The sequence below is a fragment of the Hyphomonas sp. genome (assembly GCF_046313975.1).
Lineage (GTDB): Bacteria > Pseudomonadota > Alphaproteobacteria > Caulobacterales > Hyphomonadaceae > Hyphomonas.
In genome coordinates, this window is record NZ_JBKBXB010000030.1 from 1 (window position 1) to 17,845 (window position 17,845).

The following is a 17,845-nucleotide window of genomic DNA, read 5'->3' on the forward strand; positions in this document are numbered from 1 at the left end:
AAAGATGGGCAGGCTCACCAGCGCTTCGGCACATGCCCATCCTTCGACTTCGCTCAGGATGAGCTCCGAAAATTCAGAGAACCAAACCGGCCGGGCACCCCCGCGTCCGGCCAAAAGTGCTACGCGCAACCAGAATCCATCTTTTCCACAGGGAATTTCTACCTTAAGAAATCCGCATGCGGGGGCAGGTCACACTCATTCTCACGGCAGCGAGCCTTGCCGCCACGGCGGAGGCCGCGCCGTGGACGCAGGCGGACGGCAGTTGGTATGGCCGCGCACTCGTTGCCCGCGACACGCTCAACAGCGCCGAGGGCTGGCGCGCCGATCTTTATGCCGAGTACGGACTAACCGGAAACCTCACGCTGACGGCAAAATCCGAGGCGGTCACCTATCAGGGCTTCGACGCCTTCGACCGCGACATGCTGCGCCTGTCCCTGCGCCGCCAGCTCCTGCAGCGCGGCAACTGGACCCTCGGCGCAGAAGCCGCGGTCCTCGATGGCAGCACCTCCACAGGCTTCACGAGCTGCGACGGGTTCGGCGCCGAAATGCGCACCGGCCTCGGTTATTCGGGCGAGCGCAAGGGCCGCGCGTTCTATGCCTTCGGCGATGTTGCCTTCATCCGCCAGGAGCAGGGCTGCGAACGCTGGCGCGCCGAATTCGGCTATGGATCAGACCTGACCGAGCATATCTTCCTCACCCAGCAGATCTGGTTTGAGGAGGGCAATATCAGCGCCCGCTCTGTCAAAACCGAAAGCCAGATCGGCGTCCATTGGGGCCCGGCTGATGTCTCGCTCGGCTACCGGGAAGAGATCGGCGGCGCTTTCGAAGAAACCGCCGTGCTGATCGCCGTCGTGATGCGCCGCTAGGATTTATTCCGCAGGCGGAGCTTCATATCCGGTCTCGGCCATCAGGTAGGCGATCACCGCCGTCCGGTCGCCTTCCTTGCGTACGCCGGCAAAGCTCATCCGGTTGCCGCGCACGAAAGTTGATGGATTCTGCAGCCAGTGATCCAGTTGCTCCGGCGTCCAGGTGAATGTCTCGACTTTCAGCGCCGGCGAATAGTCAAAGCCCGGCGCAGAGGCGACCTGCCGGCCGAACACGCCATGCAGGTTCGGGCCGACCAGATTGCCCGCGCCTTCCTTCGTCAGGTGGCAGGACTGGCAGAGTTTCCAGGTCCGCACGCCGGCCGCATAGCTCGCAGACCGGTAAGGCTCGGGCAGGTGCGCGAACTCAAGGCTCGGCTCCGCCGCAGCAGGCGCCGCAGCCGGAATCGCCGCGGTCTCCGGCGCCGCAACTTCCGCCACCGGCGCGCCAGCCGGGGCCGCAGCAGGTTCGCTTGCCCCGCCACAGGCAGCGAGGGCAAGGCTGGCAAGGGCGGCGAGGCTGGCTCCGGCGGAAAGGCGCATGTTTTCAACGTCCTGATCTGTCTGTATCACTGCACTCTCGCGCCGCTCGCCGGAAAACTCAACCGCCCGCCCACGCGGCGCGCTGCCGCGTCCGTAATGCCTCGTAGGCGATTGTGATCCGCCAAGATGGGCGCGGTGGGCGACATCCGCTTACAGCCTGACTACATTACCTGCCTCATGGCTGATTCTGTACGTCCCCGTCCGTTGATCCGCAAGCTGCCCGCCGATGTGGTGAACCGCATCGCGGCCGGCGAAGTCGTGGAGCGCCCGGCGGCGGCGGTGAAGGAACTGGTTGAGAACGCGCTCGATGCCGGTGCGCGAAGCATCGCGGTTGCCATCGAGGAAGGCGGCCTCAAGCGCATCACCATCGAGGATGATGGCTGCGGCCTGAGCGCGGATGATCTTTTGATCGCGCTGGAGCGGCATGCCACGTCCAAGCTCGCGCCCGACGCGGAGGGCCGGGTCGATCTGCTCAATATTCACACGATGGGATTTCGCGGCGAAGCCTTGCCATCGATCGCGTCGGTCAGCCGCATGCGCATCACCAGCCGCGCGGCCGGCGAAGCCGCGGCGGAAATCAGCTCCGATGCCGGCAGGGTTGACGGGCCGAAGCCTGCCGCCTTCACCGGGCGCGGCCTCACCGGCACGCGGATCGATGTTGACGATCTTTTTCATGCGACGCCTGCGCGCCTGAAATTCATGCGCGGCGAACGCGCGGAAGCCCTGGCTGTGGCCGATGTGGTCAAACGCCTCGCGATGGCGAACCCGGAAGTGGCCTTCACGCTCGAGAACAATGGGCGCACCTCACTGCGCTATGGCGCAGAAGCGGCAGGCGAGGCCGGCCGGCTTGCGCGCCTCGGCGCGATCATGGGGCGGGAATTCAGCAACAATGCCATCCCCATCGAAGCGGTGCGCGATAGTGTGCGGCTTTCCGGCTTTGCGGGTCTGCCGACGCTCAATCGCGGCAATGCGCAGATGCAATACCTGTTCGTGAACGGACGGCCCGTGAAGGACCGGATGCTGACCGGCGTGGTGCGCGCCGCCTATCAGGATTTCCTGGCGCGGGACCGCCACCCGATGCTCGCCTTGTTCGTGGATCTCGATCCCGAGCTTGTAGACGTGAACGTTCACCCGGCCAAGACCGAGGTGCGCTTCCGGGACGCTGCCAGTGTGCGCGGCCTGATGATCGGCGCGCTGCGGCACGCGCTCGCGGGTGCGGGGCACCGCGCGTCTACCACGGTCGCGGGCTTCGCGCTCGGCCGGGCACGGCCTGAAGAGGCGCAACCGGTCGGCCTATTGTGGCAGGCGCCGCAAGCGGCTTCACTTCGACCGGCCATGCCGCCCCGCGGCTACCATGTCGCCGAGGCACCTGCGCCGGGAATCGTCCCGGACACGGCGCCGGCAGCGCGCATGCACGATCCCTTCACTGCGCAGCCCGCGCGCCCTTTTGAAGATTACCCCCTCGGCGCCGTGCGGGCGCAGGTGCACGAGACGTATATCATTGCTCAGACGGCGGACGGTATCGTCATTGTCGATCAGCATGCGGCGCATGAGCGTCTCGTCTACGAAGCAATGAAGCGCCAGATGGAAGACGGCGGCGTGCGGCGCCAGGCGCTGCTGATCCCGGATATTGTCGAACTCGCCGAAGACGAAGCCGCGCGCGTGCTCGAACGCTCTGCGGAGCTGGATGCGCTAGGCCTCGAGATCGAAGCCTTCGGTTCAGGCGCCGTCTGCGTGCGCGCAACGCCTGCCCTGTTCGGCGAGATGGATGCCGCCGGTCTCATCCGCGACCTTGCCGACGATTTCGCTGAATATGAAGCCGGGCTCTCGCTCAAGGAAAAGTTCGAGGAGGTGATGGGCAACATGGCCTGCCGTTCCTCCGTGCGCGCCGGGCGGCGCCTCACGGGCGAGGAAATGAACGCCCTGCTGCGCCAGATGGAAGCCACGCCGCATTCCGGCCAGTGCAATCACGGCCGGCCCACCTATGTCGAGCTGAAACTTGCAGACATCGAGAAACTCTTCGGGCGGCGTTGATCTTGTCTGAGTTTGAAGCGCTGATCTTTGATTGCGATGGTGTGCTCGTTGATTCCGAAGCGATTGGAATCAAGGTTGAGCGTCAGCTTCTTGCAGGCTGGGGTCTCAACTATGACTTTGAAACATTCGTTTCGCGTTTTGTAGGGCTGCATAATCGGGATTTCTATGCAGCGCTCCGCGCGGATGCTGTCGCCAATGGCCGTCCGTTGCCGGATGATTTCCCGGAATTGCTTCAGAAGACTATCTGGCAGAAGTTTGAAGCGGAGCTGACGGCTATTCACGGCGTGCACGATGTGGCGGCTGCTTTCGCCGGTCCGCAGGCGGTCGCCTCTTCATCAGAAGCCGACAAGCTTGTCCGTAAACTGTCAATCACCGGCCTGCATGATACATTTGCGCCGCACATCTATTCCTCGGATCTCGTCCGCAATGGAAAGCCCGCGCCCGACCTGTTCCTACACACCGCGCGGGAGATCGGCGTTCAGCCGGAGCGTTGCGTCGTCATCGAAGACAGCGTCAACGGCATAAGAGCGGCGCTTGCTGCCGGGATGACGGCATGGGGTTTCACAGGCGGTGGCCATGTAGACGCGGGTCTTGGCGGGCGACTGAGGGCAGCAGGCGCGCACCGTGTTTTCAGTTCGCATCCCGAGATCGCCGGAACGATCAGGTCTTCGCTTTAGGCGCCTGCTTCGGCTTCTCGGTCTTTGTCTTGTCGTCGCGCATCTTCCGCATACGGTCCATCCCGCCGCCGGCCACCCACCAGAAGATGCGCCAGCCTTCCCGGAAGGTCATCCTTGGGGCCGGGGCGAGCGTGCCCTTCTTCTCCGGCGGGGCGATCTTCGGCGCTCGGCGGCCCTTGAGCCTTGCCTTTGCAGGGGCAGGCACAACCGGGGGCTCAAGACCCGCTGCCTGGGCATCTTCCGAAAGGCTTTCGATCTGCGCGGGAGCGCCGGCGGTCTCGAACTCGGGATCGAGGTTGCCGAGCAGGTGTGCATCCGAGAAGTCGATGGCGAGCTCAACCCAGAGCGGCAGGTGATCTGACATCTGCCAGGTAAGCCAGCGCTTGGAATAATAGTCCTTGTCCTTTGCCTTGTCCTTCGGCGCTCCGTCTTCGCCAAGGTCGCGGTGGCGTTCCGGAAGAACGGGCGCGTAATGATCGTAGTGTTCCGGACGGAACAGGGTTTCCGCCCAGTTGAACGCGCCGGCCGAGAGGAAAGTGAGTTCATCCTTCCGGGTGCGGAACGCAATCTGGTCGTAATAGTGCGTACCCAGAAGGTTTGACGGATAGAGGTCCGGCGGCAGCTGGAAGCCGGCCTTGGTCAGCGCCTGCATCGTTTCGTCGATAGGGTTCTTGATGTTGAAATCGCCTAGCAGGATGTAGTTCTCATCTTCCCGGTCGGCCCGGCCCGCCATCTCGCGGGCGAGATAGTCGATCTCCTGCACACGGCGCTGGTAGCCGTCTGAGCCTTTCGAGGCCTCGCCGAAATAGATGTGCACGGTGCAGAGTGAAAACTTGAACCAGCCTGCCTGAAAGCTGACAAGGAAAGGCGTGCGCGCAAACTGCTGCTCGCCCGGAAGCAGCGCATGCTTCGGCAGTACGATCTCGCCGGCAATGTTCCGGAAACGGACTTTCCGGCTGTCATACACAAATGTCATCCGCTCGCGGTTGCCCGAAGGCCCGGTCGTCACATCCGTCGCTATGAAATCCCAGCCGGGCCCCATCAGGCGGATGACATCCTTCAGCGGCTTCAGGTCCTCGTTCACTTCCTGCAGCGCACAGACATCAAAGCAGGAGAGGATTTCCGCGATATAGTGCAGGCTCTCCTGCCGGCGCGGGCCGTGGCGGAACTTGTTGTTGTCGAAGTCGCGGATGTTCCAGGTGCCGATGATCAGGCTCGCATCCTTCGTGCGGCGCGGGATACCGCGCGGGGCAGGCGAGGCGATCTGCGCGCGAAGGTCCAGCAGGCGGCGGGAAGTCCAGTCGCGCTCGGCGGCCGTGAACAATTTCGGATTCCGGAGGTCGGTGTACCAGACCATGCGCGCGTTCCCTCACTTTCTGCGATGGATTAGCGTTTCGGAAAGTTTGGTTAGCGGGGGGTTAATTTTATGGGAAATCAGTTCTTAGATGCTGACTACCCGGCCCGGATTCATGATGTTCAGGGGGTCAAGCGCCCGCTTGATGGCGCGCATCGCTTCAGTGGCGGCGTGCGGGCGCAGGCGGGCGAGTTCGTCGCGCTTCAGCCGGCCGACGCCGTGCTCGGCGGAGATCGAACCGCCGAAGTGCATCACTGTGTCGAACACCGCGCGCGTCACGGCCGCTTCGTGTTCCTTCAGAACCGGCGCTGCCGCGCCCGCAGGCTCGACCACGGAATAGTGCAGGTTGCCGTCGCCGACATGGCCGAAGATCACGAAGTCCGCAGGCGGAACAATTTTCCGCACATTCGCATTGCACGCCTCTATGAAGGCCGGAATTCGGCTCACCGGAACGGAGATGTCCTGGTTCAGCGCCGTGCCATAGGCGCGCTTGGATAGGGGAATCGTCTCGCGGATATGCCAGAAGGACTTCGCCTGCGTCTCGCTCGCCGCAATCGCGGCATCCTGAACGAGGCCAGCTTCGGCGCCCGCTTCGAGGGCTTCGGTCAGCAGTGCTTCAGCCTGCTCCGCTTTCGGCTGGGAGATTTCGATCAGCACGCGCCACGCGGCATTGGCGGGAAGCGGATCGCGCGTACCCGGAACATCGGCGACGACCATCGCCACGGCGTTCGTCGGAATGATCTCGAAACTCGTGACCGAATCTCCCGCATGGTCGCGCACCAGCGCCAGCAGCTTCACCACATCCTCCGCCGTCGCCACGACGACCCAGCCACAGGCGCGCTGCACTTTCGGGAACAGCTTGAACGTTGCCGCCGTGATCAGGCCCAGCGTGCCTTCCGCGCCGGCGAACAGGTGTTTCAGGTCATAGCCGGTATTGTTCTTGCGCAGGCCCGACAGCCCGTCCCAGATATCGCCGGAGGGCAGCACGACTTCGAGGCCGAGGATCAGGTCGCGCATCATGCCGTATCGCAAAACGGCGACGCCGCCGGCATTCGTGGAAATGAGACCGCCGAGCGTCGCCGTTCCCTGCGAGCCGAGCGCGAGTGGAAACAGCCGGTTCGACTTCTCCGCTGTCTCCTGCGCCGCGACAAGCGTGGCGCCGGCTTCGATCGTCATCGAATTGTTGAACGGGTCGACCTCGCGCACGGCGCTCATCCGCGTCATCGACACACAGATTTCGCCATGCGGCGTGCCGCCATCAACGAGGCCGGTATTGCCGCCCTGCGGCGTGATTGCGACGCGGTGCTCAGCGCAGAGTTTCACCAGCGCGGCCGCTTCCTGCGTCGAAGCCGGCCGGGCGATGAACGGCGTCTCGCCCTGAAAGGTTCCGCGCCAGGGTGTCGAGACAGCGAGCCGCTTCTCCGGATCGTCGGTCCAACCCTTCGGCCCGAGCAGGTCCTTGGCGGCGGAGAGGAAGGCGGCAGGTAGGGTCATGCCGGGAGTTTAAGCCGCCGCCGGGCAGATGACGAGAGGCCAAAATGTCAGGATGGCAACTTCCCCATCGCCGCGCTGATCGGATGCTCACCCAACGCCGCAACCACGCCCGCGCGCATTTCCGGCGTCTTGTTCTGGCCGAGCTTGGTGATGCCTTCAAAGCGTGAGGGCGCCATCTCGAACGCGCGGATGGCGCGTACCATGCGGTCGAACGCGGCGGGCGCCATCTTGGCGCGGGTCCAGGGCGGCTTTGGCAACAGGCGCGATTCGAACTCCGCAGAGACATCATCGAGGAAGGCGATTGCATCTGCCGGCACCGGCATTCCCTCCGCCTCGACGGAAAGGTAGTTCCAGGTCGGCACCTGATCCGGCACCTCGCCATACCAGTCCGGCGATATGTAAGCCTCGGGACCGGTGAAGACGATCAGCGCGGCAGCGCCGGCTTCCAGCCGCTTCGTCACCGGATTGTTCGCAGACAGATGAAAGCGCAGGCGCACGCCGCCATCCTCGCCGCGCGCCGCCAGAACGGGCGAGTGCGCCGCGAGCGGCGCCGTTTCGCCGTTCACGACGATCAGTCCTAGCGGATAATCACAGATGCGGGCGAGCAGCGTATCGGTATCAGTCTCGCGGAACAGCGGGGCGGGGTGCATGGGCTCAGAACAGGTTTCCCTGTTCGCCCTTGCGCGGCGCAGATTTATTCCGGGGTGGCCCGCCGCTGCCTGCAGGGACGGCGATCACATCGCCATCGGCAAAGCTGATACGAAACTCTTCCGCAGCCGCAGCTGTTTCCGCAGAGCGGATCAGCTTGCCTTCCGGGCTGCGCACGATTGAATAGCCGCGTTTCAGTGTTGCCTGATAAGACAAGGTTTCGAGCAGCTTGCCTTGCGCATCAAGCGCAGTTTTCTGCCGGTTGATCAGCCGGTCCAGGGCCGGCCGCGCGCGCACGGCGATATCGCGCAGGCGCTGGCGGCCTTGGCGGATTTCCGATTTCAGCAGCGCCGGCGAGAGCTGCAGGCGCGACAGTTTCACGCGCGCCTTCTGCGTCAGCGCAAGTGCTGCCCTGGGCAGGTTTGCCGCCGCAAAGTCCAGCCGCTGGCGGGCGGGCTGCAAGAGGTTTTCCGGTCGGGGAAGGCGCGCCGCGGAGAGTTTGTCGGACGCGCGGGCCAATGTGCGCGTCAGGGCGCGCTTCAGGCGCTGACCGTTTTCCTCAACGCCGAGGAGCAGTTCCGTCCGTACCGGGACGGCCATCTCGGCTGCGCCTGTCGGCGTCGGCGCGCGCCGGTCAGACACATAGTCGATCAGCGTCGTGTCGGTTTCGTGGCCCACGGCGGAGATCAGCGGGATCTCGCTCTCGAAGGCGGCGCGCACGACGATCTCTTCATTGAACGGCCAGAGATCTTCGATCGATCCGCCGCCGCGTGCGACGATCAGCACGTCCGGCCGGTCCGGTCCGGTCATCGCGTTGAAGCCGCGGATGCCGGCGGTCACCTGCGCGGCGGCCTGTTCGCCCTGCACAAGGGCGGGCCAGACGATCACGCGCACCGGAAACCGCTCGCGGATGCGGTGGAGAATGTCGCGGATCACGGCGCCGGTGGGCGAGGTGACGACGCCGATGGTGCGCGGAAGATAAGGCAGCTTCTTCTTGTGCTTCGGATCGAACAGGCCTTCGGCGGCGAGTTTCTTCTTGCGCTCCTCCAGGAGCTGCATCAGTGCGCCGGCGCCGGCAGGACGCATGGTGGCGGCGATCATCTGATAGGCGGAGCGGCCTTCATAAGTGGAAAGCCGGCCGGTCGCGATCACCTCGAGGCCTTCTTCGGGGCGGAAGGGCAGCCGGTCCACCTGGCCTTTCCACATCACCGTGTTGAGCACGGCCTTGTCGTCCTTCAGGTCGGCATACATGTGGCCGGACTTGGCAATCGTCACCCGCCCCAGTTCGCCGCGCACGACGACATGGTCATAGCTTGTCTCGATCATCCGCTTCAGGCTGGACGCGAGTTCCGAGACGGACAGGGCAGAATCATTGGAGGCAGGCGAGTCGCTCATGAGGGCTTGATCCCATGCGCGGGCCAGCGCATCAAGCCGCCCATGAACATACTCCTCATCGGATCGGGCGGCCGCGAACACGCCCTGGCCTGGAAAATGGCGCAGTCGCCGCTGGTGGACGTCGTGCATTCGGCGCCCGGAAACCCCGGCATGGACGCTGTGGGCCCGTGCTTCGATGTGGCGGTGGACGATATTGACGGGCTGGTGAAGCTCGCCCTCCAGATCGAGCCGGACCTGATCGTGATCGGGCCGGAGGCGCCGCTCGCGCTCGGCCTGTCGGACATCCTGCGCGCGCGCGGCTTTGATGTGTTCGGCCCTTCGAGAGAAGCGGCGAAGCTGGAAGCCTCGAAAGCCTTTTCGAAGGCGCGGATGGTGAAATACGGTGTGCCGACGGCGACATATGGCGAGTTCACCGAGGCGGCCTCCGCGAAGGCGTTCCTCAAGAAAATGAACGCGCCCTATGTGCTGAAGGCGGACGGTCTCGCTGCGGGCAAGGGCGTGGTGATCGCGGAAACGCTGGCGGAGGCCGAGGCCGAAATCGACGAGATGCTGTCCGGCAAGTTCGGGTCCGCCTCGGCGACGCTGGTGATCGAGGAATTCATGCACGGCGAAGAGGCGAGCGTGTTCGTCATCACGGACGGCGAAGGCGCGCTCTATCTTCCGGCGGCGCAGGACCACAAGCGCGTCGGCGACGGCGACACCGGCCCGAACACGGGCGGCATGGGCGCCTACGCGCCTGCGCCGGTCGTCAGTAAACAGATCATGGAGCGCGTGAAGCGCGAGATTGCCGAGCCGATGCTGCGCGGGATGGCCAAAGACGGGATACCGTATCAGGGTGTGCTCTATATCGGCGTCATGGTGACGGACGAAGGCCCGAAAGTGGTCGAGTTCAACGCGCGCTTCGGCGACCCGGAATGCCAGGTGCTGATGAAGGGCCTCGCGGGCGACATCGTGCCGGCCATCCTGATCGCCGCAACGGGCGGCCTGAAAGGTAATGAAAAAGATTATGAGCGCCTGCTGGAGCTGAAAGATTTCCAGCCGACTGCAACGGTCGTGATGGCCGCAAAGGGCTATCCCGGCAGCTATGAAAAGGGCAGCGTCATCGAAGGCGTGGACGCCGCAAATGCACTCGAAGGCGTCACCGTATTTCATGCGGGTACGGACATTGCCGGCGGCAGCAAACTCGTCGCCAAGGGCGGACGCGTGCTGAACGTGACCGCGAGCGGGAACACGCTACGCGAGGCGGTCGACCGCGCTTATGCCGGTGTTGACGCAATCAACTGGCCGGAAGGCTTCTGCCGGCGTGATATCGGTTGGCGGGCGCTCAAGGGCTAAGCGCCCGGCTCAATCAGGATCTTGATCTCGCTCGGGTTCTTCGTGAGGGAGTCGAAGGCGGCCTCTATGTTCGCAAGCGGTTGGCGGCGGGTGATCAGGCGGGCGGCCTTGTCCGGGTGCACTTCGATCAGGGCGAGCGCGGCGGCAAATTCTTCCGGGCGATAAGCGAAGCTGAATTCGAGTGTCAGTTCACGGAGGATGCCGTCGAGCGGTGTCAGCTTTTCCTCGTGCGGGCAAACGCCGGCTACGATGATATGGCTGTGCGGCGGGGCGCCCTTGATGACCTGATCGATCATGCCGGGCACGCCGGTGCATTCGAAGATGTTGGCGCCAGGCGGCAGGCCGCGGAAGTCGCGATCCAGAAGCGGCGACATCATGTGCGGCGTGAAGGCGAGGCTGTCCCAGTGCGTGAACGCGGACTCCGTCGCCGGATCGATCAGGATGTCTGCGCCAAGCGCGGCGGCAGCCGCCCGCCGCTCCGGTGAGAAGTCCGCGGCAAGAACCGGCCCGCGCCCGGCGAGTGTCAGCGCCAGAATCACGGAAAGGCCCACGGGGCCGCAGCCGATTACCACGTTCGGAGCGCGGTTGCGGCTGGCGAGATTGGCGGCGTGGAGGCCGACGGACAAGGGCTCGGTCAGCGCGGCGAGGTCGGAGGGCACGCTGTCCGGGATGCGGAAGCTGCGCACGGCATCGATGCAGGTCAGCTCCGCCAGCCCGCCTCCATGACCGGGCGACAGGCCTATGGTCTGCGGGCCCTCATGCGTGTGGGTGAATGGCAGGCCGGTGATGCGGTCGCCGAGCCGGAGAGCGGTATCTGTGCCCGGCGCCATGCCGACAATCTCTGCAGAAAACTCGTGGCCGGGTATGATCGCGGGCAGGTGCTCCGGCGGCAACGTGTCCGCCAACGCTGCCATCTGTTTTCGCGCGCTGAGATCGCTGCCGCAGATGCCCGTATAGTGCGGGCGCACCAAGAGCTGGCCAGCGGCAGGTGACGGGTCCGGCACACTGCGGATGGTGAGGGTTTTGCCCTGAAGAACGGCAGCGCGCATGATCCGTATCCTGAAAGATCAGCTGCCAAGTGGCAGCATGAACTGCGCAACTTCCGGCTGCCCCGTATGCGCCGTCGTGCCGCCATCGGCGACGACGATGGCGCCCGTCATGTAGGAGGCATCGTCCGAGGCGAGAAAGGCGACGACCTTGGCCATCTCCTCCGGCTGCGCAGCGCGGCCCATAGGAATGCGCCGGGTCCACTCGTCGCGCAGGCCGGGCATCTGTGAGACGCCTGCCGTGATCGGCGTGTCCACAAGGCCGGGGCAGAGGGCGTTGACGCGGATACCGTCGCGGGCGTGGTCTACCGCCAGCGCGCGGGTGTAGTTGATCACGGCGCCCTTGGCCGCGTTATAGGCCGCGAAGCGATAATCGCCGCCCATTCCGGAGATCGAAGCGGTATTCACGATGGCGCTGCCCTTCGGCATATGGGGGATGGCATAATGGCAGGCGTAGTAGACGCTGTTGAGGTCCACCGCGATGATGTGTTCCCAATCGGCGGGGGCGAGTTCGACCGAGGTGCCGAAGCTGCCGATCCCGGCATTGTTGAACAGGATATCGATGCGTCCGTTCGCGGCGACGGTCGCCTTGATGAGGGCTTCGACGTCAGCGGCTTTCGAGACATCGCACTTCACCGCCATGGCCGACGGCCCGAGGCTGGCGGCGAGGCTCCTGCCACCTTCATCGCCAATGTCGGCGAGCACGACATGTGCGCCTTCCTGCCAGAGGAGGCGGGCAGTCGCTGCGCCGATGCCGGAGGCCGCGCCTGTGATGACGGCGACCTTGTTTTCGAACCGCTTGCCGGACATCAGGCGAGCACAGCGCTGGGCGGGGCCGTTTCATTTGCCCAATCCGGTTTGCGCGCGCTCACGGCGGCGGCGATTTTTTCCCAGGCGGGCAGGGACTTGGCGAGGAAGTTGATGTCGAAATCCTCCTGCGTACGGAACTCGAGCACTTCGACCCCTTTCGGGCCGGGCGTGTAGCGATACGCCTTGTCGGCAGGGAGGAAGAAGCCATCGCCCGGGCCAAGCGCCTCCGTGCCGAGATGCAGCGATCCGGCAACGATATAGTAGAGGCAGTCCGCATTGTGCGTATGCAGAGGAAGCGGGAAGCCGCTCTTGAACCAGGCATAGGTGAGGCTGAAGCCAGGGCGGGAGAACAGCGTCTTCACGACATTGCCTTCCGCAAAACCGGCCTCCAGCGCCTTGGTGATGCCGGCCTGGAATTCCGGGTTCATGCCGGTGACTTCCATATGCGCCGTCTCGTCGAGCGAGGGGGCCTCAGCACTGCGGAAAATCTCGTATCCGGAGACGGATTGGGGACGTGCGTCATCGGCCATGTCTGTTCCTCCACGGCCGGGTAAAGTGGTTCAGCAGGCGCTCCGGCCACGCGCCGCCATTGGGAAGGAAGCTAAACGAAATCTGAAATTAGTCAATTATGACTATTTCTGTCGATCCGGCAGTTGACGCCCTGCCAGACGGCAGTTTTATTCGCAGGCATGACTGGACGCGCTTCCCCCACACCTTCAGCCACCCTGCCGGCTCCGCGCCGCCGCACGAAGCGGGGGGCGGAGACGCGGCGTGTCCTGATCCGGGCGGCGATCGACTGCCTGCATGACCTTGGCTATGCCGGCACGACGATCGAGACCGTAATGGCCCGCTCCGGGCTCAGCCGCGGCTCGGTGCTGAACCAGTTCCCGACCCGCCTCGCCCTGATGGCGGCGACCAGCGAAGCCGCGATGCAGGAAATGATCAAGGGCGGGCGCGAGCGGCTCAATGCGATTGCCGATCCGGCCGAACGCTATCGCAGCGTGTTCGAGGCGAGCTGGGAGATGCAGAATATTCCCGCGGGAACGGCCGTCACCGAACTGCTCCTGGCCGCCCGCAGAGATGCTGCGTTAGCCGAAGCACTTCAGGCCGTGGCGCAGCGGATCGAGGCCGAGATCGATCAGGATACGGAGAATATCGTCTGCGCGGCAGGCGTTGCGCCGGAGCTGGTCGGGGAGTGCATTGTGCACAACCGCATCCTGATCCTTGCCTTGCGCGGCACGACCATGGAACTGATGTTCGACAAGGACCGCGAGATCATCCACCGGGCGCTCGACCGTATCCGGCTGATGCACAAGGTGCACTGCGACTCTGTGCTGGGCGTCAGCCCGCCTCGTCCTTGAACCAGACCTCGACCGGGCCCTTCAGGGTCATCAGCAGGGGGCGGCCCTTGCGGTCGAGTGCCTTGCCGGCAGCGACCTTGATCCAGCCTTCGGAGACGCAATACTCCTCGACATTCGTCTTCTCCTCGCCGCGAAAGCGCACGCCGATGCCGCGCGCGAGCACCTCGTAATTGTAATACGGGCTGTCGGGATAGATGGAGAGGCGGTCGGGGAGTGTATCGGTCATGGCGGGGGTTTAGCCGGGCTGGGCAGTCGGTTTCAAGGGGGGATTACTTCCCCACGAAGATCAGCGTGCCCTCCGGCACTTCGGCGATGAACCGCGCAAGGTCTGCCTTCGAGAACACGATACAGCCATTCGACCGGCCAAGCTTGCCATGCTGTTTGAGGAAGCCCGGCTCGGCATACCAGGCGGAGTGAACGACAATCGCGCGGGCGCGGGAATTGCGGTTGGTCTCGTCCAGCCCGTCCAGGCGGAAGGACTGGCCATGCTTGCCGTAATATTCCTCGGCGAAGCGGAACGTGCCCTCGGGGCTCGCCTGCGAGCCGGATTTGCCGGAGAAGCTGTCAAGAAGGCCGTCATGGTCCGGGTCCGAGCCGAGGCCGTGGGCCGTGCGATAGGCGGAGACAGCGCCGGTTTCGAGATCGACGACAAACAAGCGCTCCTTGCTGGAATGCAGGCCGTAGTCGACCACCACCAGCTTGCCGGAGGCGCCGTCATGCGCTTCTGCTGCGCTGAGGGCTGCGCTGAGAATTTGCGGCCGGATGCGGCCCTCAGGGTCCAGTTCAGCCGCGTGGACCGGCAGGGCCAGCAGAAGGGCAGCAATCAGGGCAGCAGCAGCGCGGATCATGCGGGGTCGTTCCTCCCTCCGGGGCCGTGGATGCTACGTCGCGGCAGGTCTTGGCCTGCCCGGCCTGTTCGCTATGCTAGGATACAAAATCCGGCGGAATTGAGGGAGAGTAGCATGGCAGAAGCAGTAAGCGCCCAGGACCTGTATTCCGGCACCAAGGAAGTCGCCGAAAGCCACCGCTTCAACGAGGAAAACCTCGCCCGCTGGATGGAGGCGAATGTCGAGGGCTATGAAGGCCCGCTGGTCGTGCGCCAGTTCAAGGGCGGCCAGTCGAACCCGACCTACCAGCTGATCACGCCGAAGAAGAAATACGTCATGCGCCGCAAGCCTCCGGGCAAGCTGCTGCCGTCGGCACATGCGGTGGACCGCGAGTTCACGATCATCAACGCGCTGTGGCCGCTCGGCTATCCGGTCGCACGGCCCTATGGGCTGTGTAAGGATGAAAGCGTCGTCGGCACGATGTTCTATATCATGGACTGTGTCGAAGGCCGCATCCTATGGGACGGCACGCTGCCGGAATCCACGCCCGCCGAACGCCGCGCGATCTACGAAGCCAAGGTGAAGACCTTTGCCGACCTGCACAATGTCGACTGGCGCAAGGCCGGCCTCGAGGGCTATGGCAAGGAAGGCGACTATGTCGCCCGCCAGATCCATCGCTGGACGAAGCAGTATAAAGCCTCCGAGACAATGCACATCCCGGAGATGGAGCGGCTGATCGAATGGCTGCCGCAGAACATCCCGCCGGGTGACACCACCACCATCGTTCACGGCGACTACCGCCTTGACAACATGATCCTGCACCCGACCGAGCCACGCGTCATCGCGGTGCTCGACTGGGAGCTCTGCACGCTGGGTGATCCGATTGCAGACTTTTCCTATCATCTGATGAACTGGGTGATGCCGCCTGGTGATTCCGCGCGCGGATCGATCATGGCGATCAAGGACCTGAAGGCCTGGGGCATTCCGACGATGGAGGAATACGTCGCCCTTTATTGCCAGCATACGGGCCGCAAGGGCCTGCCGGAACTCGACTTCTACTTCTCCTACAACGCCTTCCGCCTCGCCGGCATCCTGCAGGGCATCATCGGCCGCGTGCGCGATGGCACAGCCAACAGCGCGAACGCCGAATCGAATGCGGCGCGCGTCGTGCCGCTTGCGAAGTTCGCGTACGAGTATGCCCGCCGCGCCGGCATGCCCGCGTGAGCCCGCCTGCAGGCGAGCCGGATGAGGCATCCGGACCACGCCTGCTGACAGACCGCGACCTGTTCCTGCTCGCCGTCGCCGCTGCCGTGGTGACGGCGAATGCGTATTACATCCATCCGATCATCGCGCTGGTGGCGGACGATCTCGGCGTCTCGCATTCGCGAATCGGGCTGGTGCCGGCGCTGAACCAGATTGCGCTGGCGATTGGCATCTTCGTGCTGTTGCCGCTGGGAGACCGGTTCAGCAACCGTCTGCTGGCAACCCTTTTCTCCGCCGGGCAATTCATCGGCCTCCTGATGATGGCGCTGGCGCCCGGCTTCTGGCTGTTCACCGCCGGCTCCACCTTCCTCGGATTTGCCACCATCACGCCTTATCTGCTGCCCGCCTATGCCTCGAAGCGCGTTGCGCCGCAGAGCCTAGGGCGCGCAACGGCGACGCTCACTACCGGCGTGATCGCCGGTATCCTGATCGCGCGCGTAGGCGCCGGATGGATCGGCGAGCATGCGGACTGGCGCGCGGTGTATGGCATCGCGGCGGCACTGATGCTGGCCGTCACGCTGGCGCTGCCGCGACTGATGCAGGGGCGCGACACACCAAAGGAGCAGGCGGAAAAGTTCAACTATCCCGCCCTCGTGCTGTCTGTGTTCCCCATCGCGCGGCGTAATCCGGAAGTGCTTGTGTCCGGCGCCATTCAAGGGCTCGGCTTCGGGATATTCCTGTCGGTCTGGCTCGCGCTCGGCCTGCATCTCACCAGCCCGGCAATGGGCTATGGCGCTGATGTCGTCGGCTATCTCGCCGCGATCTCGCTGCTGAACCTTGCCACCACACCCTATCTCGGCGCCTGGGCAGACCGGACCGGGCCGCGGCGCGCGCGGTTCCTGATTTCGCTGGTGCAGTTCGTCGCCGTCTGCCTGCTCGGCCTGTTCGGGCACAGCCTCTGGCTGCTGCTGATCCCGCTTATCCTGATGAACCTTGTCGGCCCGATGATTGACATCACCGGCCGCATGACCTTTCTCGGCCTGCCGGCTAATGTCCGTACACGGCTTATGACAGCCTATATCGTGCTGATGTTCATTGGCGGCGGCATGGCAAGCTGGGCGGCAACAGCGGTGTATGATCACTATGGATGGACGGGCACCGCCGTGCTGACCGCCAGCCTGTCCGCGCTGCTTGTCACCCTCTCCGCATTCGCACTGCGCTTCGGTCCGCCGCGCGGGACAGGGGCGTGACGCGTAGGTGATCCGGTGGCAAGGTTAGAAAAAAGGGAGAGATCATGAGCGAAGTTCTGAAAGGCCCGCTGCGCCGACCCGTCAACATGCTGACGGAGCAGACTTATGACGGGCACAAGTCTCTGCACGATGACAAGGAGGCCGAACGCCTCGGCATCAAGGCGGGACCCATCGAAGGCCCGACCCACTTCCAGCAATTCGTGCCGCTGCTCGCCGATGTCTGGGGCCGGGACTGGTTCGAGCGCGGCTGCTTCTCCTGCCACTTCCTCAACATGGTGTTCGAAGGCGAGGAAGTGCGCGCCGAAATCGACGCGCCTGCGCCGAATGCTACGCGCACCATGGCCCGAGCTTTCAAGGCAGACGGCACGCCGGTGCTCGAAGCCAGCGCCAGCCTCGGCCCGGATCATGGCGAGACACTTCTGGAGGCGCGCATGAAAGCGCTTCGTCCGGCTACGGATCTTGTCATCCTCGCCGACATGAAAGTCGGCCTCGCCGGCGCGGCGGAAGAACGCGTCGTGATGGGCGCAGACCAACATATGGGCGGCCTCTATCCCTTCACGCTGAACGAGAAGCTGAAAGTCATCACCGAGAATGATCTGATGTATTCAGACGCGAGCGCCTCGCCCTGGGGCCGCCCGGTCATTCCGCTCGAACTCGTCAGCGTCATTGGCAACTATTCCTCGCGCACCGCCCGTTTCCCGGTGAAACAGCCCGCCATCGGCCTGTTCGCCGATCTTGAAATCCGCATGATCGAGGGCCCGCTCTTTGTCGGCGAGGAATACGTTCTCCGCCGCGAAGTCGTCGCGCTGTCGGAATCGCGCCGCGTCGAGAATTACTGGATCCGCACCCGCTTCTTCGACAAGACCGGCACGAAACAGGTCGCCGAAATGCTGCTCAATCACGGCGTGATGAAAGCCAGCTATCCGCACTATCCGAAGGAACGCCTTGCATGACGCCCGGAGGTGTGCCGGCCGGGCACTAGGGGTTTTTCCCTAGAGACCCGCC

Annotated in this window: 18 protein-coding genes; 8 read left to right on the forward strand and 10 right to left on the reverse strand. The window is 64.3% G+C overall.

Annotated features, from left to right (window positions below; all coding sequences use genetic code 11):
- The first annotated feature begins 176 nt into the window (after positions 1-176).
- Entirely contained in the window at positions 177-866 is a 690-nt protein-coding gene (locus tag ACK4TE_RS11190; RefSeq protein ID WP_409911598.1) for a hypothetical protein, read from the forward strand.
- A 3-nt stretch (positions 867-869) separates the two neighbouring features.
- On the opposite strand, the gene ACK4TE_RS11195 is transcribed toward ACK4TE_RS11190, so the two are convergent.
- A complete protein-coding gene (locus tag ACK4TE_RS11195; RefSeq protein ID WP_409911599.1) occupies positions 870-1,406 on the reverse strand; it encodes a c-type cytochrome in 537 nt (178 codons plus the stop codon).
- A 177-nt stretch (positions 1,407-1,583) separates the two neighbouring features.
- Between ACK4TE_RS11195 and mutL the strand changes: the two genes are divergently transcribed.
- Together mutL and ACK4TE_RS11205 are read left to right on the forward strand one after the other, a co-directional pair.
- Entirely contained in the window at positions 1,584-3,440 is a 1,857-nt protein-coding gene (gene mutL, locus ACK4TE_RS11200) for a DNA mismatch repair endonuclease MutL (RefSeq protein WP_409911600.1), read from the forward strand.
- A 2-nt stretch (positions 3,441-3,442) separates the two neighbouring features.
- Positions 3,443-4,117, forward strand: coding sequence for an HAD family hydrolase (locus tag ACK4TE_RS11205; protein ID WP_409911601.1), 675 nt, complete (start codon positions 3,443-3,445; stop codon positions 4,115-4,117).
- Here ACK4TE_RS11205 and ACK4TE_RS11210 read toward each other — a convergent pair.
- The 4 genes from ACK4TE_RS11210 to xseA form a co-directional block, all read right to left on the reverse strand.
- The gene (locus ACK4TE_RS11210; RefSeq protein WP_409911602.1) at positions 4,101-5,474 is read right to left on the reverse strand and encodes an endonuclease/exonuclease/phosphatase family protein; all 1,374 of its coding nucleotides are present in this window, start codon (positions 5,472-5,474) and stop codon (positions 4,101-4,103) included. The two genes, ACK4TE_RS11205 and ACK4TE_RS11210, sit on opposite strands and share 17 nt — an antisense overlap.
- Positions 5,475-5,558: 84 nt before the next feature.
- Complete coding sequence (locus ACK4TE_RS11215; RefSeq protein WP_409911603.1) at positions 5,559-6,965, reverse strand: FAD-binding oxidoreductase; 1,407 nt, start codon at positions 6,963-6,965, stop codon at positions 5,559-5,561.
- A gap of 47 nt (positions 6,966-7,012) precedes the next feature.
- Positions 7,013-7,615, reverse strand: coding sequence for an FMN-binding negative transcriptional regulator (locus tag ACK4TE_RS11220; RefSeq protein ID WP_409911604.1), 603 nt, complete (start codon positions 7,613-7,615; stop codon positions 7,013-7,015).
- A 4-nt stretch (positions 7,616-7,619) separates the two neighbouring features.
- Positions 7,620-9,008 carry an exodeoxyribonuclease VII large subunit gene (gene xseA, locus ACK4TE_RS11225; protein ID WP_409911605.1) on the reverse strand — a complete coding sequence of 463 codons (1,389 nt, stop codon included), beginning with the start codon at positions 9,006-9,008 and terminating at the stop codon, positions 7,620-7,622.
- Between the two features lie 42 nt (positions 9,009-9,050).
- Here xseA and purD point away from each other — a divergent pair, with 42 nt between their 5' ends.
- Positions 9,051-10,343: a phosphoribosylamine--glycine ligase gene (gene purD / locus ACK4TE_RS11230; protein ID WP_409911606.1), complete on the forward strand. Its 1,293-nt coding sequence runs from the start codon at positions 9,051-9,053 to the stop codon at positions 10,341-10,343.
- On the opposite strand, the gene ACK4TE_RS11235 is transcribed toward purD, so the two are convergent.
- Genes ACK4TE_RS11235 through ACK4TE_RS11245 form a run of 3 tightly spaced genes read right to left on the reverse strand, consistent with a single transcriptional unit; the run spans position 10,340 to position 12,729 of the window.
- Positions 10,340-11,392, reverse strand: a complete 1,053-nt coding sequence (locus ACK4TE_RS11235; RefSeq protein ID WP_409911607.1) for a zinc-binding dehydrogenase — start codon at positions 11,390-11,392, stop codon at positions 10,340-10,342. The genes purD and ACK4TE_RS11235 overlap by 4 nt on opposite strands.
- A gap of 18 nt (positions 11,393-11,410) precedes the next feature.
- Positions 11,411-12,199, reverse strand: a complete 789-nt coding sequence (locus ACK4TE_RS11240) for an SDR family NAD(P)-dependent oxidoreductase (protein ID WP_409911608.1) — start codon at positions 12,197-12,199, stop codon at positions 11,411-11,413.
- Positions 12,199-12,729: a cupin domain-containing protein gene (locus ACK4TE_RS11245; RefSeq protein ID WP_409911609.1), complete on the reverse strand. Its 531-nt coding sequence runs from the start codon at positions 12,727-12,729 to the stop codon at positions 12,199-12,201. The genes ACK4TE_RS11240 and ACK4TE_RS11245 overlap by 1 nt, the downstream gene beginning before the upstream one ends.
- 159 nt (positions 12,730-12,888) lie before the next feature.
- Between ACK4TE_RS11245 and ACK4TE_RS11250 the strand changes: the two genes are divergently transcribed.
- Positions 12,889-13,560, forward strand: coding sequence for a TetR/AcrR family transcriptional regulator (locus ACK4TE_RS11250; protein WP_409911610.1), 672 nt, complete (start codon positions 12,889-12,891; stop codon positions 13,558-13,560).
- Here the strand turns inward: ACK4TE_RS11250 and ACK4TE_RS11255 are convergent.
- Both ACK4TE_RS11255 and ACK4TE_RS11260 read right to left on the reverse strand, forming a co-directional pair.
- Positions 13,541-13,786, reverse strand: coding sequence for a DUF3297 family protein (locus ACK4TE_RS11255; protein ID WP_409911611.1), 246 nt, complete (start codon positions 13,784-13,786; stop codon positions 13,541-13,543). The two genes, ACK4TE_RS11250 and ACK4TE_RS11255, sit on opposite strands and share 20 nt — an antisense overlap.
- A gap of 43 nt (positions 13,787-13,829) precedes the next feature.
- Positions 13,830-14,408, reverse strand: a complete 579-nt coding sequence (locus tag ACK4TE_RS11260) for a murein L,D-transpeptidase catalytic domain-containing protein (RefSeq protein WP_409911612.1) — start codon at positions 14,406-14,408, stop codon at positions 13,830-13,832.
- Positions 14,409-14,522: 114 nt separating this feature from the next.
- Between ACK4TE_RS11260 and ACK4TE_RS11265 the strand changes: the two genes are divergently transcribed.
- Genes ACK4TE_RS11265 through ACK4TE_RS11275 form a run of 3 tightly spaced genes read left to right on the forward strand, consistent with a single transcriptional unit; the run spans position 14,523 to position 17,793 of the window.
- Complete coding sequence (locus ACK4TE_RS11265) at positions 14,523-15,611, forward strand: phosphotransferase family protein (RefSeq protein ID WP_409911613.1); 1,089 nt, start codon at positions 14,523-14,525, stop codon at positions 15,609-15,611.
- A complete protein-coding gene (locus tag ACK4TE_RS11270) occupies positions 15,608-16,840 on the forward strand; it encodes an MFS transporter (RefSeq protein WP_409911614.1) in 1,233 nt (410 codons plus the stop codon). The genes ACK4TE_RS11265 and ACK4TE_RS11270 overlap by 4 nt, the downstream gene beginning before the upstream one ends.
- Positions 16,841-16,884: 44 nt before the next feature.
- Positions 16,885-17,793: a hypothetical protein gene (locus ACK4TE_RS11275; RefSeq protein ID WP_409911615.1), complete on the forward strand. Its 909-nt coding sequence runs from the start codon at positions 16,885-16,887 to the stop codon at positions 17,791-17,793.
- The last annotated feature ends 52 nt before the right edge of the window (positions 17,794-17,845 follow it).

Coding starts and splice junctions, on each gene's coding strand:
- ACK4TE_RS11210 (WP_409911602.1), bottom strand. CDS start 5,474: ATGGTCTGGTACACCGACCTCCGGAATCCGAAATTGTTCACGGCCGCC.
- ACK4TE_RS11255 (WP_409911611.1), bottom strand. CDS start 13,786: ATGACCGATACACTCCCCGACCGCCTCTCCATCTATCCCGACAGCCCG.
- ACK4TE_RS11215 (WP_409911603.1), bottom strand. CDS start 6,965: ATGACCCTACCTGCCGCCTTCCTCTCCGCCGCCAAGGACCTGCTCGGG.
- xseA (WP_409911605.1), bottom strand. CDS start 9,008: ATGAGCGACTCGCCTGCCTCCAATGATTCTGCCCTGTCCGTCTCGGAA.
- ACK4TE_RS11245 (WP_409911609.1), bottom strand. CDS start 12,729: ATGGCCGATGACGCACGTCCCCAATCCGTCTCCGGATACGAGATTTTC.
- mutL (WP_409911600.1), top strand. CDS start 1,584: ATGGCTGATTCTGTACGTCCCCGTCCGTTGATCCGCAAGCTGCCCGCC.
- purD (WP_409911606.1), top strand. CDS start 9,051: ATGAACATACTCCTCATCGGATCGGGCGGCCGCGAACACGCCCTGGCC.
- ACK4TE_RS11220 (WP_409911604.1), bottom strand. CDS start 7,615: ATGCACCCCGCCCCGCTGTTCCGCGAGACTGATACCGATACGCTGCTC.
- ACK4TE_RS11260 (WP_409911612.1), bottom strand. CDS start 14,408: ATGATCCGCGCTGCTGCTGCCCTGATTGCTGCCCTTCTGCTGGCCCTG.
- ACK4TE_RS11250 (WP_409911610.1), top strand. CDS start 12,889: ATGACTGGACGCGCTTCCCCCACACCTTCAGCCACCCTGCCGGCTCCG.
- ACK4TE_RS11240 (WP_409911608.1), bottom strand. CDS start 12,199: ATGTCCGGCAAGCGGTTCGAAAACAAGGTCGCCGTCATCACAGGCGCG.
- ACK4TE_RS11275 (WP_409911615.1), top strand. CDS start 16,885: ATGAGCGAAGTTCTGAAAGGCCCGCTGCGCCGACCCGTCAACATGCTG.
- ACK4TE_RS11235 (WP_409911607.1), bottom strand. CDS start 11,392: ATGCGCGCTGCCGTTCTTCAGGGCAAAACCCTCACCATCCGCAGTGTG.
- ACK4TE_RS11190 (WP_409911598.1), top strand. CDS start 177: ATGCGGGGGCAGGTCACACTCATTCTCACGGCAGCGAGCCTTGCCGCC.
- ACK4TE_RS11195 (WP_409911599.1), bottom strand. CDS start 1,406: ATGCGCCTTTCCGCCGGAGCCAGCCTCGCCGCCCTTGCCAGCCTTGCC.
- ACK4TE_RS11265 (WP_409911613.1), top strand. CDS start 14,523: ATGGCAGAAGCAGTAAGCGCCCAGGACCTGTATTCCGGCACCAAGGAA.